Origin of the sequence: Steroidobacter sp. (assembly GCF_016790065.1) — a bacterium.
Classification (GTDB): domain Bacteria; phylum Pseudomonadota; class Gammaproteobacteria; order Steroidobacterales; family Steroidobacteraceae; genus Steroidobacter.
In genome coordinates this window covers 1-16558 of the sequence record NZ_JAEUPY010000074.1, presented here as the reverse complement: position 1 = coordinate 16558, position 16558 = coordinate 1, and the positions used below count along the sequence as shown (strand labels likewise).

20 protein-coding genes and 1 tRNA gene are annotated in these 16558 nt (G+C 61.6%); 2 read left to right on the top strand and 19 right to left on the bottom strand.

Annotated elements, in window-relative coordinates; genetic code table 11:
- The 3 genes from JNL55_RS02955 to JNL55_RS02945 all read right to left on the bottom strand — a co-directional run.
- Window positions 1-850: FAD-dependent oxidoreductase (locus tag JNL55_RS02955; protein ID WP_293849047.1), on the bottom strand; the 850-nt coding region annotated here is incomplete at its 3' end.
- Window positions 847-1131 (bottom strand): sarcosine oxidase subunit delta, encoded by a 285-nt coding sequence (locus JNL55_RS02950; protein WP_293849044.1) that lies wholly within the window; start codon window positions 1129-1131, stop codon window positions 847-849. The genes JNL55_RS02950 and JNL55_RS02955, both read right to left, overlap by 4 nt.
- A 15-nt stretch (window positions 1132-1146) precedes the next feature.
- Entirely contained in the window at window positions 1147-2391 is a 1245-nt protein-coding gene (locus JNL55_RS02945; RefSeq protein WP_293849041.1) for a sarcosine oxidase subunit beta family protein, read from the bottom strand.
- A gap of 58 nt (window positions 2392-2449) precedes the next feature.
- Here JNL55_RS02945 and JNL55_RS02940 point away from each other — a divergent pair, with 58 nt between their 5' ends.
- On the top strand, window positions 2450-3073 hold the full coding sequence (locus JNL55_RS02940; protein ID WP_293849038.1) for a TetR/AcrR family transcriptional regulator: 624 nt from the start codon (window positions 2450-2452) through the stop codon (window positions 3071-3073).
- Between the two features lie 33 nt (window positions 3074-3106).
- On the opposite strand, the gene JNL55_RS02935 is transcribed toward JNL55_RS02940, so the two are convergent.
- From JNL55_RS02935 to ruvC, 16 genes are all read right to left on the bottom strand, one after another.
- The gene (locus tag JNL55_RS02935; protein WP_293849035.1) at window positions 3107-3772 is read right to left on the bottom strand and encodes a peroxiredoxin; all 666 of its coding nucleotides are present in this window, start codon (window positions 3770-3772) and stop codon (window positions 3107-3109) included.
- Window positions 3773-3941: 169 nt separating this feature from the next.
- Window positions 3942-4640, bottom strand: coding sequence for a c-type cytochrome (locus tag JNL55_RS02930; protein ID WP_293849032.1), 699 nt, complete (start codon window positions 4638-4640; stop codon window positions 3942-3944).
- 101 nt (window positions 4641-4741) lie between these two features.
- Window positions 4742-5983, bottom strand: coding sequence for a Calx-beta domain-containing protein (locus tag JNL55_RS02925; protein ID WP_293849030.1), 1242 nt, complete (start codon window positions 5981-5983; stop codon window positions 4742-4744).
- Between the two features lie 122 nt (window positions 5984-6105).
- Window positions 6106-6181: transfer RNA gene (locus tag JNL55_RS02920), tRNA-Lys, on the bottom strand.
- 66 nt (window positions 6182-6247) lie between these two features.
- The gene (queC, locus tag JNL55_RS02915) at window positions 6248-6928 is read right to left on the bottom strand and encodes a 7-cyano-7-deazaguanine synthase QueC (protein ID WP_293849027.1); all 681 of its coding nucleotides are present in this window, start codon (window positions 6926-6928) and stop codon (window positions 6248-6250) included.
- An 8-nt stretch (window positions 6929-6936) separates the two neighbouring features.
- A complete protein-coding gene (gene queE / locus JNL55_RS02910; protein ID WP_293849024.1) occupies window positions 6937-7629 on the bottom strand; it encodes a 7-carboxy-7-deazaguanine synthase QueE in 693 nt (230 codons plus the stop codon).
- A gap of 78 nt (window positions 7630-7707) precedes the next feature.
- Window positions 7708-8481 (bottom strand): tol-pal system protein YbgF, encoded by a 774-nt coding sequence (gene ybgF, locus JNL55_RS02905; RefSeq protein ID WP_293849021.1) that lies wholly within the window; start codon window positions 8479-8481, stop codon window positions 7708-7710.
- Between the two features lie 11 nt (window positions 8482-8492).
- A complete protein-coding gene (gene pal, locus JNL55_RS02900) occupies window positions 8493-9017 on the bottom strand; it encodes a peptidoglycan-associated lipoprotein Pal (protein ID WP_293849018.1) in 525 nt (174 codons plus the stop codon).
- A 160-nt stretch (window positions 9018-9177) separates the two neighbouring features.
- Window positions 9178-10476 (bottom strand): Tol-Pal system beta propeller repeat protein TolB, encoded by a 1299-nt coding sequence (gene tolB, locus JNL55_RS02895; protein WP_293849016.1) that lies wholly within the window; start codon window positions 10474-10476, stop codon window positions 9178-9180.
- Window positions 10477-10488: 12 nt separating this feature from the next.
- Window positions 10489-11412, bottom strand: a complete 924-nt coding sequence (gene tolA, locus JNL55_RS02890) for a cell envelope integrity protein TolA (RefSeq protein WP_293849014.1) — start codon at window positions 11410-11412, stop codon at window positions 10489-10491.
- Window positions 11413-11416: 4 nt separating this feature from the next.
- Window positions 11417-11866: a protein TolR gene (gene tolR / locus JNL55_RS02885; protein WP_293849011.1), complete on the bottom strand. Its 450-nt coding sequence runs from the start codon at window positions 11864-11866 to the stop codon at window positions 11417-11419.
- A gap of 5 nt (window positions 11867-11871) precedes the next feature.
- Window positions 11872-12588: a protein TolQ gene (gene tolQ / locus JNL55_RS02880; RefSeq protein ID WP_293849007.1), complete on the bottom strand. Its 717-nt coding sequence runs from the start codon at window positions 12586-12588 to the stop codon at window positions 11872-11874.
- Between the two features lie 3 nt (window positions 12589-12591).
- Window positions 12592-12972, bottom strand: a complete 381-nt coding sequence (gene ybgC / locus JNL55_RS02875) for a tol-pal system-associated acyl-CoA thioesterase (RefSeq protein ID WP_415922990.1) — start codon at window positions 12970-12972, stop codon at window positions 12592-12594.
- A gap of 21 nt (window positions 12973-12993) precedes the next feature.
- Window positions 12994-14028, bottom strand: a complete 1035-nt coding sequence (gene ruvB, locus JNL55_RS02870) for a Holliday junction branch migration DNA helicase RuvB (protein ID WP_293849002.1) — start codon at window positions 14026-14028, stop codon at window positions 12994-12996.
- A gap of 7 nt (window positions 14029-14035) precedes the next feature.
- Window positions 14036-14641, bottom strand: a complete 606-nt coding sequence (ruvA, locus tag JNL55_RS02865) for a Holliday junction branch migration protein RuvA (RefSeq protein ID WP_293849000.1) — start codon at window positions 14639-14641, stop codon at window positions 14036-14038.
- Window positions 14638-15255 (bottom strand): crossover junction endodeoxyribonuclease RuvC, encoded by a 618-nt coding sequence (ruvC, locus tag JNL55_RS02860; protein ID WP_293848997.1) that lies wholly within the window; start codon window positions 15253-15255, stop codon window positions 14638-14640. Before ruvC ends, ruvA begins: the two co-directional genes overlap by 4 nt.
- Window positions 15256-15334: 79 nt before the next feature.
- Here ruvC and JNL55_RS02855 point away from each other — a divergent pair.
- A partial coding sequence (locus tag JNL55_RS02855; protein WP_293848995.1) for an HD domain-containing protein occupies window positions 15335-16558 on the top strand: 1224 nt, incomplete at its 3' end.

Genomic DNA, 16558 nt, shown 5'->3' with positions numbered 1-16558 from the left:
GCTGCTCGATGGCACCGGTCGCAATCACCACTCGCTTCGCACGTGCAATCCAATACCGCTCACGAGGCACGCCCGGGCGCTTCTGAGCATCCGCCACTCGCTCAACGAGCGCGACGACATCTTGTTCGTAGTATCCGACTGCTGTGGTCCGAGTCAGGATCTGTACGTTCGCCAGACGCTGCGCCCATTCCTTGCTCGATTGGCCTGGCTTGGCCGCGCCATTCCACGAACTGCGTCCGCCGAGTTCACTACCCTGCTCGACCAACACCACTCGCGCGCCACCGCGTGCAGCCTCGTAGGCAGCTTCGAGGCCAGCTTCGCCACCGCCAATCACCAACACATCGCAATGCAGATTGCGACCTTCGTAACGATCGGGGTCGCTGCCAGCGGGGGCCTGACCAAACCCGGCCATGCGACGAATGATGCCTTCGTAGCTATGCCAGCTCGGCCAAATGAAAGTGCGATTGTAAAAGCCTGCAGCCCACAGCCGCGCAGTGAAATCGAGCACTCGCCAAGGATCGAACCCGCGTCGTGACAACGACTCTGCTTGCAGACCTTCGCTCAACTCAACCAGCGGCGCGCGTTCGGATGGCACGCTCGTGGCACCCGTTCCCGTTTGCACGAACGCATTGGGCTCTTCGATGCCGCTCGCATACACGCCACGCGGCCGATGAAACTTGAAGCTCCGCGATATCGTGCGCACGCCATTGGCAAGCAATGCGGATGCCAGACTGTCACCACGAAAACCTTCGTACGATTCACCGTCGAAGCTGAAACGAACGCGTTGTTCGCGGTTCAACGAGGTGCCTGGGCTGCGCTCGGCAGGTACCCGAAATGGACCGGCGCTCATGATGCACCCCCGTCCAGCGTCGGCTTGCTCTCACCCATGCGATAGACCGCATGCACCTGGTGCGTCACCGTGTCACGAGCCAGGTTGAACCAGCGACCACAGCCAAATTCATGCAGCCAACGCTCGTAGTGAATGCCTTTGGGATTGTCACGATTGAACAAGTAGTCGGTCCAGACCCGATCGCTCACCTCGAACGACGGGCGCGCAATATGCGATGGTCCGCCGCACCGGAACTCGGCTTGATCTCGGACACCGCAGTAGGGACAAGTGATTCGTAGCATGCCGATAACCTTCGATCAGTGCGCCACGCCGGCCGCGGCGCCTTCATCGATGAGCGCGCCGCTTTGAAACCGGTCGAGCCCAAAACGATCGATCAATGCGTGCGGACGGTTGTTCACAATGGTGTCGGCCATGGTGTAGCCGCCGCCGGGAATGGCCTTGTAGCCGCCCGTGCCCCAACCGCAATTGATATACAACGCTTCGACCGGCGTGAGACCCATGATGGGCGTGGTGTCCGGAGTGACATCCACCATGCCGGCCCATTGCCGCATCAATCGCAGTCGACTGAAACTGGGGAACAGTTCGATCACGGCTGCAATCGTCGCTTGCAACACCGGCATGCCGCCCCGTTGCGCATAGGAATTGAGCGGATCCGCACCGCCGCCGATGACGATTTCACCGCGGTCGCTTTGACTCACATAAGCGTGAATGGCAGCGGACATGACGATCACATCCAACGCCGGCTTGATGGGCTCGGTGACCATCGCCTGCAGTGCCATGGTCGAGATGGGCAAATGGAAGCCGGCTTTCTGTGCGAGCACCGATGCATGTCCGGCGACTGACATCACTACCCGGTCCGCCGAAATGAATCCTTGACTGGTATGCACGCCTTTGACTCGGCTGTCGCTCATGTCGAAGCCGGTGACTTCGCAGTTCTGAATGATGTCGACGCCGAGCGCACTCGCCGCGCGCGCATAACCCCAAATTACTGCGTCGTGCCGTGAAATGCCGCCTCGCCGTTGCATGAAGCCGCCGAGAATGGGATAGCGCGATTCCAGATTGATGCGCGGTGCCAGCTTCTTGATGTCGGCCGGCGTCAGAATCTCCGCATCCACACCGCTCATGTGGGTCGCGTTGGCCCAGCGCCGATTGATCTCCAACTCATGTTCGCTATGCGCCAGCGACAGCAGACCGCGCTGACTGAGCATGATGTTGAAATTCAGTTCGCGGCTCAGCCCTTCGTACAGCTTTAGAGACTGATCGTAAAAGGCCGCGCTGGCCGGATAGAAATAGTTCGAGCGACACACCTGCGTGTTACGCCCGGAGTTACCGCCGCCAAGCCAACCCTTCTCGACCACGGCGACATTGCGGACGCCGTGATTCTTGGCGAGGTAGTAGGCAGTCGCCAGACCGTGCCCGCCGCCACCGACCACCACCACATCGTAGCTGCGCTTGGGCTTGGCATCCCGCCAGGCGGGCTGCCAATCGCGATTGCCACGAACCGCATTCCGAACCAGGTTGAGGAGTGAGTAGCGCTGCATGCTGCTATTGTTACTCCAAACACAAGTGTATGGCAAACGGATTGTGTAGAATGCGGCCATGGCCACCCGCACCCGCCAACCCGCAAAGACCGCCAGCCGCGCTCGTCAGGCTCCGCAACCCCGCCAGGTGCTGGGACGCGACGCCTGGTTGGAGGCCGCGCGCCGCGCTCTGATCGAGGAAGGCACGGCCGGCGTCGAGGTCAATAAGTTAGCCAAGCGTCTGGAAGTGACTCGCGGCGGCTTCTATTGGTTTTTCGAAAGCCGCGAACAGCTGCTCGACGCATTGCTCGACTTCTGGGTCCAAACCAGCACCGCGCCGTTCGAACGAATCGCCACCGATCCGGAGAAGACCGCGCCACAGAAATTTCAGATGCTGGTGGACTTGTGGCTGGACGAGAAGGAATACGACCCGAAGTGGGACGGCGCCATCCGCGACTGGGGGCGCACTTCGAGCAAAGTGTTCGATGCGGTTCACGCCGTCGACGATCAGCGCATCGGCTTCATCGAAGGCCTGTTCGGCGAGCTGGGCTACAAAGGCAAGGAAGCGCACGTACGCGCCCGCGTTACTTATTATCACCAGGTCGGTTACTACGCGTTGGGCGTCCGCGAATCGCGTAAACAACGTCTCGAGCTGCTGCCCTACTACACCAAGGTTCTGACCCAACGAGACGTCGACGCGTAACTTCAGCGTCGACGTCGGGTCGGTGTTGCTGGCTCAGTTCTTCTTGGGCTGAGGCACCACGCGCAGATACGGCTTCACCGTCTTCCAGCCTTCCGGGAAGCGCTGCCTGGCTTCCTCATCCGACACCGCCGGCACGATGATCACATCTTCGCCGTGCTTCCAGTTCACCGGCGTCGCCACCTTGTACTGGGCGGTGAGCTGAATCGAATCCAGCAAGCGCAACACTTCATCGAAGTTACGGCCGGTGCTCATCGGATACACCAGCAGCGCTTTGATCAGTTTGTCCGGGCCGACGATATAAACCGTTCGTACCGTGTGATTGGTCGCCGCGGTGCGCCCCTGCGAGCTGGTGCCCGCATCCGCCGGCAGCATGTCATAGAGCTTGGCGACGGCCAGATCGTGGTCGCCGATCAACGGATAGTTCACCGCCGCGCCGCCGACATCCTTGATGTCATTCAACCAGCGCTCATGATCCGTCACCGGATCCACCGACAATCCCAGAATCTTGGTATTACGCTTGGCAAACTCGGGTTCCAGCTTGGCCAGATAACCCAGCTCGGTGGTGCACACCGGCGTGAAGTCCTTGGGATGAGAAAACAAGATGCCCCAAGCATCACCCAGCCACTGATGGAACGTGAGTTCGCCCTTGGTGGTGTGCGCCGTGAAATCCGGTGCCTTGTCGCCAATTCGTAATGACATTGTGTTTCTCCTCTAGCGCTGCGAAACGCCGCGCCGCCAGGCGCGAGCCGAGCAAGATTACGCTCCCGCTAGGAGTTACTCCAATTACGTCTGGTTAACCGTAGCGCGGCCTGCTGCATGTGACCGCGTTGAAACGTCGGCTGCCTCGACCACTCTTAAGTTGTTCTTCTTAGTTATTCACCGTGCCGTCGGGATTCATGTGGTCCCGATTCTTGGTCGCACCGCGCATTCTGGAAATGTAATCCGCGACAGCGGTCGCCTCTTCCGTATCCAGGCTGTCCAGATACCTGACCAGGTCCGCTTCCACGTTCAGTCGGTGCCACGAAGCGATACTCCGCATCTGTCGCACCAGATAGGAGTAATGCTGATCACGCAACGAAGGAATGAACCCGTCGTCATCGCCGCGCCCATCCTCTTCATGACAGGACGCGCATTGCTCTTGGAAGATTGCTTCACCGAGTTCCACGCCACGACCATCCCCGGTCTGTGGAAAGCTCGCGCGTGGCAATGAATTCAAATAGCCCGTCAGGTCGGCCCATGCCTGCTCGTCAGACAGCTCCCGCTGCGACACCACCACATGCATCGTGCGATTCTCGCGCTCCTTTTCTTTGAAGTCCGCGAGTTGCTTCACCAGGTACGCGCGCCGCTGTCCAGCCAATGAGGGAATCACTTTGCTGGCACTGCCGAGCGCTTGCACTCCATGACAGGCCGAGCAGTAAGTGCCGTACAGTTGTTTGCCGCGCTTCAAGTCCTGATCGAGCTGCAGCGTGTTTCGCACCTTCTCATCCACCGAAACCGGCGACGCCAGCGCCCCGCTCGCTACCGCGCCCAGCAGGATTGGAACAACAACTGCAACGAACGCGCGCATCCATCGGCCTCGACAAAGGGATTAGTCCACGGAGAGTGTCAACGCGTGCGCGCGCTGCGACCACCTGTGGTTCCCCCTAACCGATCCGCAACAGTCACGGTTTAGGAGCTGCGCCCGCCGCTGGCGCGCCTAAGCGACACAAATAGCGTTAGCAACAGTAGCTCGGTCAAGCCCCCACTCCCGCCACCTCCGCCTCCACCCCTAACTGCAGGCGGTGGACCCGAGCTAGAAACATCGTTATCGGCGATCGTGACCGTCATGCTGGCGATATCCAGCGCCGTACCCATGGACGGATTTGCCAAAGAAACAGAGAATGTTTCATCGGACTCGGCGCGGACGTCTGCAGTGAGTGAGATATAAATAGTCCGCAACGAGGCGTCGTGCGGCTCCCAGCTCAGCGTGCCATTCTCGATGGTGAAATCGTTCGCGTCGGCTGAGCCAGCGGTCGTGTGGTAGTCGACGCTGGAGCCCACCGATAAATTGCCGGTGCGGCCGACTTGCAATGCCACGTTCGGCTCGCCTTCCGAGACCGAAACGGAACGGCTGGTGAAACCAACCATCGCGGCTTGTGCAGCGGCCGGGTCGCCATCGGCGATGAAGATAGTCGTGCCCGAGAACGTGTACGGCATCGGCCCCGCTCGCGGCACCTCGACATAGATAATTTCCACCGGCTCAACGGTGGCGTCGGCATTGATGGTGAAGGACAGCGGCAAGGATTCGATGGCACCTTGCTGAAAAACAATGGCACTGGATTGGACGAAATAATCTTCGCCGAGCGTGGCGGTCGAGCCATCTCCCGCCCGCCAACTGATGGCTGCTACGGGATCGCCATAGCGAAAATAAGTGAGGGTGGGTTGTGCCTCACCTTCCGTCACCAAATACGCGCTGTGTTTGAAGGAATGCAGAGAGTAGACAGAACCGTCGGACGGCGGATCTTCACTGACGACCGTGACCTGTGCCCGAGAGGACGGCGAAGTCTCATCAACCGCACCCGACGTGGCCGAACTCAACTGCACTCCGAACGGTAGCGAAACACCACCCACGGCCGCGTTGTCGATCACCGGAATCGCGATGGTGCGAACACCGCCTTGGTTTGCACCCCAACTCAAAGTACCGCTCACCGGGCTGAATGCAGTGCCAGCGACACCGTTGGGATCGGTCGTCGTATACGACACAGACAACGAGCCGCTCAAATTTCCGGTTCGTTGCACGAACAGCCGTGCGGAACCCGCAGTTTCCAGAGCCCAGGCGTTATTCTGTAGAAAGACGACCTCGGCCGAAGTCGTCGTCGCGATGAAAGTACACAAGCAAGCGATGGCAGACCATCGCGGCAAGAAATTCATCATGGCGTCCTTCCCCCAAAACGCGTCACTGCGCACACCATTATATTCAATGGCGACCTTCGCCAATGGTTGTTTCGCGCATCAACGGCGGGCAACTCGGGTCGCCCAGGGAAGTGCTGAAATGGTGGGTCGGGTGGGATTCGAACCCACGACCAATGGATTAAAAGTCCAGTGCTCTACCGACTGAGCTACCGACCCACAGGGGAAGCGGTCAGGCTGGGGGGCCTGACGGGGCGCGCATGATACCTAAACTGTCATCGAAGTTCATCGGAAATACTTCGTTGGGTCGGGAACGCCGGCCGACAGGAAACCGGCGCGGCGCAGGCGGCAGGAATCGCAGCTTCCGCAGGCCTGGCCGGCGGCATCGGCTTGGTAGCAGGACACTGTCAGGGAATAGTCCACACTTAGCGCCACGCCGCGCTGGATGATCTGAGCCTTGGTCAAATCGATCAACGGCGTGTCGATCTTGAACGCCACGGTGCCCTCCACGCCGGCCTTGGTGGCCAGATTGGCGACGCGCTCGAAGGCGGCGATGAAAGCGGGCCGGCAGTCGGGATAGCCCGAGTAATCGACGGCATTCACGCCGATGAAGATGCGCGACGCTTCGAGGACCTCGGCCCAGCCCAGGGCAAAAGACAGCATCACAGTATTGCGAGCGGGCACGTAGGTCACCGGGATGCCCATTTGCGGCGACTCCGGCACGGCGATGCTGGTGTCCGTCAGCGCCGAGCCACCGATGCCGGCGAGATCGATGCGCAACGTGCGGTGCTCAACTGCGCCAAGAGAGCGAGCGACGCGATCGGCTGCATCGAGCTCGGCGCGATGCCGCTGACCATAATCCACGCTCAGCGCGTAGCACTGATAGCCCTGCTCACGAGCGATCGCGAGCACAGTGGCCGAATCCAAGCCACCCGATAACAACACCACTGCACGACGCGTAGCCATTGAGCGAATCATTTCCCGGGCGTATCGCCCCACAATACCTTGTGCAACTGAACCTGCAGCCGCACCGGCAGCCGTTCATCGAGCACCCACTGCGCCAGGTCGCGGGGTTCCACCTGGCCGAAGGTCGGGCTGAACAACACCATGCAGCGCTCGTACAAGCGGCGCTCGCGAATGAAATCGCGGGCCCACTCGAAGTCGGCGCGACTGCACAGCACGAACTTCACCTGCTCGTCCGGCCGCAGCAGGTCCAGATTCTCGTAGCGGTTGCGAGCGACTTCGCCGCTGTCCGGGGTCTTCACATCGACGACGCGCACCACGCGAGCGTCGACGTTGCTCACATCGATGGCGCCGCTGGTTTCCAGCGACACACGATAACCGGCATCGCACAGTCGTTGTAGCAGCGGGAAACAGCCCTTCTGCGCGAGCGGCTCGCCACCAGTCACACAAACATGGCGCGTCTCGAACGAAGCGACCCGCTCCAAAACGTGCTCCAGCGAAAACCATTCGCCGCCGTAGAACGCATAGGCCGTGTCGCAGTACTGACAACGCAGCGGGCAACCGGTGAGACGCACGAACACCGTCGGCCAGCCCACGCTGTCCGCTTCGCCCTGGATGGACAGGAAGATTTCAGTGAGTTTGACGCGCGCAACGCCGGGTTCGACGGCGCGAGAATCGACGGTGGTGGAGTCAGCGACGCTCATGAGACTACGAATCGACCGGCTGCACTCTTTAGCGACGGCTAGAGGTGACGCCCATGGCGAGCGTCACCGAGCAGACCGTTACCTGCCCTCGCTGGCCAGTTTCGCCAAGCGTTGGCTGGCGAGCCGGGCGGCGGTGGTATCGCCGAAACGCTGCACGACCTGGTTGAGCGCCGAGCGCGCTTCGCCCCAGTTCTTCAGCTCGTAATTGCAATAGCCAATCTTCAGCAACGCATCCGGAATCTTGCGCGAGTCCGGATACTTCTCCAGCACGGTGCGGAAATCGCGCAGCGCGTCCGGATACTGTTTGGTCACGTAATGCGCCTCACCCAGCCAGTACTGCGCGTTGTCTGCCAACGGGCCGTTCGGGAACGTGGTGAGGTACTGCTTGAACGCGTTGATGGCTTCGGGATATTTCGCATCCTTGAGCAGATCGAACGCGGCCTGATAGTTGGCGCGGTCATCGCCCTGAGGAATCGGCAGACCGGACGGCGGCGAATTGCCGGCGGCCGCCGCTGCACCCGGATTGCCTTCGAGCGCCGAGAGTCGACGATCCACATCGCCATACAGCTCACGCTGCTGGGTCTGGCTCTGCGTGGCCTGGTGTTGCAGCTCATCGAGCTGGCCCCGCAGCAAGCGCGTTTCCGCCTGCGCCGCTTCGATCCGTTGCGACAGATCCAGCAAGCTCTGATTGGCGAGCACGCGCTCCAAACGCAACAAGCGGCTGTCGAGGTCGGACAGCTTCTGCACCACCGGATCGGCCTCCGGCGGTGTAGTCGCGCAGCCCGACAACCCTGCCAACGCGGCGGCGATCAACCCGACACGGACGGCAGCGATGTTCGGTACCACTCTCATACCGGCTCCAATCAACGACCGTAGACCAGTTCGACGCGACGATTCTTGGCGTAGGCCGCCTCGTCACTGCCCTGCACGGCCGGACGCTCTTCGCCGTAGCTCACGGTGGTGATCTGATTTTCAGTCACGCCCTGGAGCAACAGCGCGCGACGCACCGCTTGTGCGCGACGCTCGCCCAGACCGATGTTGTACTCGCGCGAACCGGTTTCGTCGGAATGACCTTCCAGACGCACCTTACGCTGCGCATTGCCGTTCAGATATTTGGCATGAGCCGCCACCACCGGCACGAACTCGGCCTTGATCTCGGCGCGGTCGTAATCGAAGTACACGATCACACCGGAAGCCTTGGCCGCTTCCAACGCCTGCTGATCGGCCGACAGCGCGCTGCCGCTGACAGCGCTGCTGTTAGCGCCTTCGGTGCTGGTGGTCGGAGTGACGGCCTCCGCGCCAGAGGACGTCTCAGGCAGCGGCTTATTGCCGCAAGCTGCCATCATCAAACCACTTGCCACCAACAGCACCAACTGCGATACGCGCATCTACATCTCCTAAATTCAGTTGTTGTTACGACCAGCGAACCCGCTGAAAAATCCGCTGTCGCCGTTCACCGACCAAAACAGGGCCGGATTTTGCCACAACTTGAGCCTGGGCACGGGGTCCCGAGCAATTTTTTCCGGCCTAAATGCCCTAATTCCTGCTTCAACGAGCAAATGGTGCCCAGACCGGCTCCCGCACTTCGCCCGAAGTGTTGCTGAGCCGCTCCTCGGTACGACCATCCACCGACACTGTGGCCAGCACGCCGCGGCCGCGTTCCTGAGTCGCATAGATCAGCGTCGCACCGTTGGGAGCGAAGCTCGGGCTCTCATCCTGACGACCCTGCGACAGCACCTGCAGGCCCTTCGACGCCAGATCGATCACCGCGATTCGATAGTTGCCGCGATCGTTGTGTACCACGGCCAGCTGCTTGCCATCCGGCGATACACGCGGCCGCGCGTTGTAATTGCCTTCGAAGCTGATGCGCGTCGGACGGCTCGGGTTGGCGACGTCGACCTGATAAATCTGCGGGCCGCCGGCGCGATCGGACATGAAGTACAGCTTGTTACCGTCCGCTGACCAGCTCGGCTCGGTGTCGATGCCTGGATCGAAGCTCATGCGCGTCAACACCTGGCTGGCGAGGTTCAACGTGTAGACGTCGACGTCGCCATCCTTGCGCGACAGAGTCAGCGCCAGCGTCTTGCCATCGGGCGACCAGGCCGGCGCGCCGTTGATACCAGCACGTGCCGAGACACGCTTACGCTCGCCAGTACGCAACGTCTGCACATAGATCGCAGAGGCTTTGCTCTCGAACGAAACGTACGCGAGGCTCTGTGCATCCGGCGACCACGCCGGCGACATCAACGGCTCGTCCGAAGTGGTGATGATCTGCTGATTCTCGCCGTCGTAATCGGCCACGATCAGCTTGTAACGCTGCTTGGGCGGCGTGCCTTCCACGTTGATGAAGGCGACGCGAGTCGAGAACGCGCCCCGCACGCCGGTCAATTTCTCAAAAATGATGTCCGAAATGCGATGTGACAGCGCGCGCAGCGAATTGGCTTGGGCGGTCAGCTTCTGACCTTCCAGACGCTGCCCGGTCAGCACGTTGTACAGCTCGAACTGGGCGGCGTAGCCGGTGCCCTCGGGAATCAGCTTGCCGACCGTGATGAAGTCGGTCTTCAGATAACGCCAGTCCTGGAACCGGATCTGGTCGCCGGCGCTGGGGCGATCGATCATGGTCTTGCGATCCATGGGCTCGAAGCGGCCGCTGCGGCGAAGATCCGCTGCCACCACTTCGGCGACATCGAACGGCGCCGCGCCGCTGGATTCCCAGCCGAACGGCACGATGGCGATGGGCACCGCGTTTTCGGCGGACTTGGTGATCTCGATGACCAGTTGTGCGTTGGCCGCGACCGCGAACCACGACAACACCCAGCAAGCAAACACAGCGACAGTTTTTTTCATCAGTTAGGGCTCCTACGCGCCGGGCTTGAATATAAACGTAATGGCCGGTTCGAACAGGCGCGGATTAGACGGTAACGGCAAAGGTGAAGCGCTGAACACTGCAGTTTCGATCGACTGTTTGACGGCAGCATCGCCATTGCAGCTGCCGACCTTGGCGGACAGCACCACTCCGGCGGGCGTTTGTCTCACTTGAACCTCGCATTGCAAGTCAGGGCGGGCCGACAGCGGACGGTTCCACCGGCGTTCAACGGCCTGTCGAATCATGGCGTAATACTGCGCGGCCTCCGGTGAACCGCGCGCAGCGGCGCCGGCCTCCTCTTCCGCCAACTGCTGAGCCAGCTCCGATTCACGCGCCTCCTGCAAACGTTTGTCATCGGCGGCCTTGCGACGTTCGGCCTCTTCCTTCTGGCGGCGCTCGATATCGGCGACACGCTTGGCTTCAGCCTCGGCCTGACGTTTCTTTTCCGCGTCGGCCGCAGCGCGCTTCTTGTCCGCCTCCTGGCGCTCGCGCAATTGACGCTCTTCCGCCTGGCGGCGCTGATCGGCCTCCTGGCGTTGTTTCAATTCGACCTGACGCTCCTGCTCGGCCCGTTGTTCCGTTTGCTTGCGAGTAACTTCTTCCTGCTCGCGGCGTTGCTGGTCGGCTGCCTGCTCCTGCTCACGTTTCTGCTTCTCGGCCGCTTGCTCACGTTCGCGTTGGGCCTGCTGCTCACGCTGCTGCTGTTCAGCCCGCTCACGGTCGCGACGCTGCTGTTGTTGCTTGCTGTTTTGATTGAGCGCCGACGGGTCGACGATCACCGCTTGAATCGCCAATTGCACCGGCGGCGGACTGCGCTGCATGTTCAGCATGGTCAAGCCGAACACGCCCGCAAACAGCGCGTGCAACAGCAACGCGCCGATGATGTATTTCCAGTGTTGTCTAAGAAAGTCGACCATGAAGTCAGCGCTTCTTCTTGGCCCGCGCTTCAGCCGGATCGGTGATGAAACCGACCTTCTCGGCACCGGCTTCCTGTAACAACACCATGCCTGTAACCACGCGGCCGTAAGGCACGTTGGTATCGGCCTTCACCAACACCGGCGTCTGCGGCTCTCGCTGCAGCACTGCCGACACCCGCTCGATCACCGTATCTTCGGTGATGGCGGATTCTTCGTTGGAGCCGATGTTCAAGTAATACTGGCCCGAAGCATCCACGCTCAGGATCAGCGGCTGATGTTGGCGCATCATTTCTTCGGGCAACGGCTCGGCGCCGGCCTTGGGCAAATCCACTTTGATGCCCTGGGTCAGCATGGGCGCGGTGATCATGAAAATGATCAACAGCACCAGCATCACGTCGATGTAGGGCACGACGTTGATTTCGGCCACGAGCTTCTTGCCGCGGCGGGCGTTCATCGGGCTCATCCGTGGGCCTCGGCACCGGGGCCGCGCGCGTCACGAGGCGAAGCGGCATGCCGCTGCAGGATGGTGGACAGCTCTTCGACGAAAGTGTCGTAACGCACTTCCACGCGGCTGACCTGATCGGCGTAGCGGTTGTATGCGACGACCGCCGGACTGGCTGCAAACAAGCCCATGGCGGTGGCGATCAACGCTTCGGTGATGCCGGGCGCGACCATGGCGAGCGTTGCCTGCTGCACGTTACCCAGGCCGTGGAACGCATTCATGATGCCCCACACGGTGCCGAACAGACCGACATACGGACTGGTCGAGCCGATGGTGGCGAGCATGGACAAGCCGAGCTCGAGCCGATCGCTTTCTTTCAGCAGTGCGACGCGCATGCCGCGACGTGCGCCTTCGATGAGCTGCGCCGATGCGATGCCACCCTGCTGGCGCAAACGTGAGAACTCACGGAAGCCCTGTTCGAAAATCGCCTCCATGCCTTTGGTGACACGGCGACTCTGATCGATGGACCGAAACATGGCGGTGAGATCGCCGCCCGACCAGAACGCTTCCTCGAAGCGGTCGGCATCGGCGCGCGCCCGACTCAGCTCGGCGCGTTTGCGCAGCATGATGGACCAGGACACCAGCGAAGCCAGCAGCAGCATCGCCATGACCAGTTGCACCACGATGCTGGCGTGGAGCACCAGCTCCAGAGGATTCAAGTTCTCAGACATCATTATTCATCGCTCCCGAATTAATTCTTTGGGCATGGCCGTCGGCCGCAAGTTCACCGCGTCCAGACAGGCGACGCGAACTTTGCCTTCGACCAGCAGCTCGCCGTCGAGGCCGCCGCGCAATACCTGTTGCTGAAACGTGAGACTGGCGCGAGTGCGATCGGCGATCTCGCAAGTCACCAGCAGCTCATCGCCGTAGCGGGCCGGCTTCCGGTAACTGGCTGCGACATCGACCACCACGAACATCAGCCCGTGCTGCTCCTTCAAGGGCAGCTGTTCAATGCCGGCGGCCCGCAACCATTCGGTGCGTGCACGCTCCATGAACTTCAAATAATTGGCGTAGTACACGATGCCGCCGGCATCGGTGTCTTCCCAATAAATGCGCACCGGCCAGGCAAACGCCATCGCTCAGTCCCCGAACAACTCGCCGGAACCCGGCCGCTCCGGCAATTTCAGGCCGAAGTGCTGATACGCCTGGCGCGTCGCGACCCGGCCGCGCGCGGTGCGCATGATGAAGCCTTGCTGGATCAGGTACGGCTCGATCACGTCCTCGATGGTGCCGCGTTCTTCGCCCAGCGCCGCCGCCAGGCTTTCCACGCCCACCGGCCCGCCGTCGAACTTTTCGATGATGCTCAGTAACAGCTTGCGGTCCATCAGATCGAAGCCCAGCGGATCGACATCGAGCAAATCCAGCGCCGCCTGCGCCACCTCGTCGGTGATCCGACCGCTGGCACGCACTTCGGCGTAGTCACGCACGCGCCGGAGCAACCGATTGGCAATTCGGGGAGTTCCCCGCGAGCGCTGCGCGATGCGAGCCGAGCCTGCGGGATCGGTCGGCACGCCCAACAATCCGGCCGAACGCGTCACGATGCGCGTCAGTTCGGCATGATCGTAAAACTCCAAACGCTGCACGATGCCGAAACGGTCTCGCAACGGCGAAGTCAGCAAGCCAGCCCGCGTGGTCGCACCGATTAGCGTAAACGGCGGCAAATCCAGCTTGATGGAACGTGCGCCCGGTCCTTCGCCGATCATGATGTCCAGCTGAAAGTCTTCCATGGCCGGATACAGAATTTCCTCGACCACCGGACTCAGGCGATGAATCTCGTCGACGAACAACACGTCGTTGGCCTGCAGATTGGTGAGGATCGCCGCCAGGTCGCCGGCGCGCTCGATCACCGGGCCCGAGGTCTGCCGCAGATTCACGCCCAATTCGTTGGCGACGATGTTGGCGAGCGTGGTCTTGCCCAGCCCCGGCGGACCGAAGATCAGCACATGGTCCAGCGCTTCCTTGCGGTTGCGAGCCGCCTGGATGAATATTTCCATCTGCGTTTTGACCGCCGTCTGACCGACGTAGTCGGCCAGCTTCTTCGGCCGCACGGCGCGGTCGAAAGCAGCTTCATCGCCTTGGGTACCGGCGGAGACGATTCGGTCCTGCTCGATCATGAGTTACTCATCGGCTCGCAGCGGCCTGCAAGGCACCGCGAATGATTTCCTCAGTGGTCTGTGCCGACGCATCCACCGCCTTCAGCAGGCGCGTCACTTCGGCCGGTTTATAGCCCAGCGCCACCAGCGCACTGAAAGCCTCCGCTTGTGGACCGATACTAGCCTCGCCGGTTCCACCCGCAGGCAACACCGCCAGGCCCGTGTCGCCAAATCCCTTCACCCGGTCGCGCATTTCCACCACCAGGCGCTCGGCAGTCTTGCGGCCGACGCCCGGCGTGCGCACCAGCGTGTCGATGTCCTGGGCTTCGATGCACATCAAGAAGGCATCGACGGTGAGGCCCGATAACAGCGCCAGCGCCAGCTTCGGCCCCACGTTGGAAACTTTCAGCAGCTCGCGGAACAGACGCCGCTCGCGCTCGCTGCCGAAGCCGAACAGGATGTGTGCGTCCTCGCGGACCACCAGATGGGTGAACAAATGGATTTCGGCGCCGGCCGCCGGCAGCCCGTAGAAAGTCGACATGGGCGCTTCCAGCTCGTAACCGACGCCGCCCACGTCGATCACCAGCTGCGGAGGTTGTTTGGCGGTCAGCCGACCGCGCAAAAAACCGATCATTGCGCCGAGCCCGCCGCGAGTTCGCGCAGCTGGCCGTTGAGCGAACGGGAATAAGCGTGGCAAAGCGCGATGGCCAGCGCATCGGCTGCGTCGGCGCCCATGCGGCCGCTGAGATTCAACAAACTTCGCACCATCAGCTGAACTTGTTCCTTTTGCGCACCACCGGTGCCCACCACCGCAAGCTTGACCTCACGCGGCGCGTACTCAAAAACACGCGGGCGCACGGCAAAAGTCGCACTCAGCGCCGCACCTCGCGCCTGGCCCAGTTTCAAGGCGCTGTCGGCATTGCGGTGCATGAACACGCGTTCGATGGCCACTTCGTCGGGCTGGTATTCGTTGGCCAACTTATCCACGCCGGCAAAAATTTCCTGCAGCCGTTCGGGGAGCGAGCCCCGCGCCCGAATCGAACCACTCACCACATAGCTGACGCGCGGACCGGTTTCGATCACAGCGTAACCGGTGCATAACGAGCCCGGATCCAGCCCCAGAATTCGTACCCGTGCCGCCGCGCTCGCCACCGGCTGCCGATAGCTCATCACCGCCGGCGACGTGGTCGCGTCGTGCCGGGCAAGATTGAGTTCAGCCAGACTTTTCGGGCGCCGGGTTCTGCGCAAGGATTCCATCCGCCGGAGTGGGTTGCGAACGGTATGATACCGGCAACGGCTACAAACCGACACGATCCTTGCGCTTTCCATGCCTTCTGTTGCCGACGCCGCATCCGACACCGAGCAAACCGCGAACGCCCGCCGCCGGGCCCGCGAGCTGTTGGCAAAACTCGCGACCGCCGTTGGCGACAGCAACCCGCAGGCACCGGCTGCATTGGCGCGTGCACAGGCCATCGGCGACATTCTGGTCAGCCTGACCGATGACGACGACATTCTCGGCGGTGCCCTGCTCCTGCCGCTGCTCGAAGCCGATGTCATCACGCCCGAGCAGGTCACCGCCACGGTCAGCGCCGCTGCCACTCGGATTGCCAGCGAGCTGCAGCGAGTCGGCTCGCTGAACATCACCATCCCCGCAGCCAGCAGCGGCGGACGCGCCACGCCATCGCTGTCCGGCAATCAGGCCGAAGGCCTGCGCAAGATGTTGCTGGCCATCGTCACCGATCCGCGCTTGGTGCTGGTCAAGCTCGCCGTGCAGCTCCAACAGCTGCGCGATATCAAGGACGCACCGGAAGCCGAACGGCAACGCCTGGCCTACGAAACCCGCGAAGTCTATGCGCCGCTCGCCAATCGCCTCGGCGTGTGGCAACTGAAGTGGGAACTGGAAGACCTGAGCTTTCGGTATCTCGATCCGGACAGCTACAAACGCATCGCTGGCTGGCTGGCGGCCAAACGCACCGATCGCGAGCGCTACATCAGCGAGGTGATCGAGCTGCTCAAGCAAGAGCTGGCCAAGGTCAACATCGACAACGCCGAGATTGCCGGCCGGCCCAAGCACATCTACAGCATCTGGCGAAAAATGCAGCGTAAAGGGTTGCAGTTCGATCAGCTCTACGACGTGCGCGCCGTGCGAGTGCTGGTCGATAGCATCGCGGATTGCTATGCCGCTCTCGGCATCGTGCATGGCATGTGGCCGTACATTCCCGGCGAATTCGACGATTACATCGCCACGCCCAAGGACAACCTGTACCGATCGCTACACACCGCGGTGATCGGGCCTGGCAAGTTGCCGTTGGAAGTGCAGATCCGCACGCGCGAAATGCACTCTCACGCCGAGCTCGGCGTGGCTGCCCACTGGCGTTACAAGGAAGGCGCGCGAAGCAACGCGGCTTACGATCAAAAAATCATCTGGCTGCGACAGGTACTCGAGCCCAGCGAACGCGGCGAGGAAACCGAAGGCGAGTTTCTGGACCGGGTGCGCTCCGAGCTGTTCGAAGATCGCGTTTACGCCATCTCACCGCGCGGCGAAGTGGTC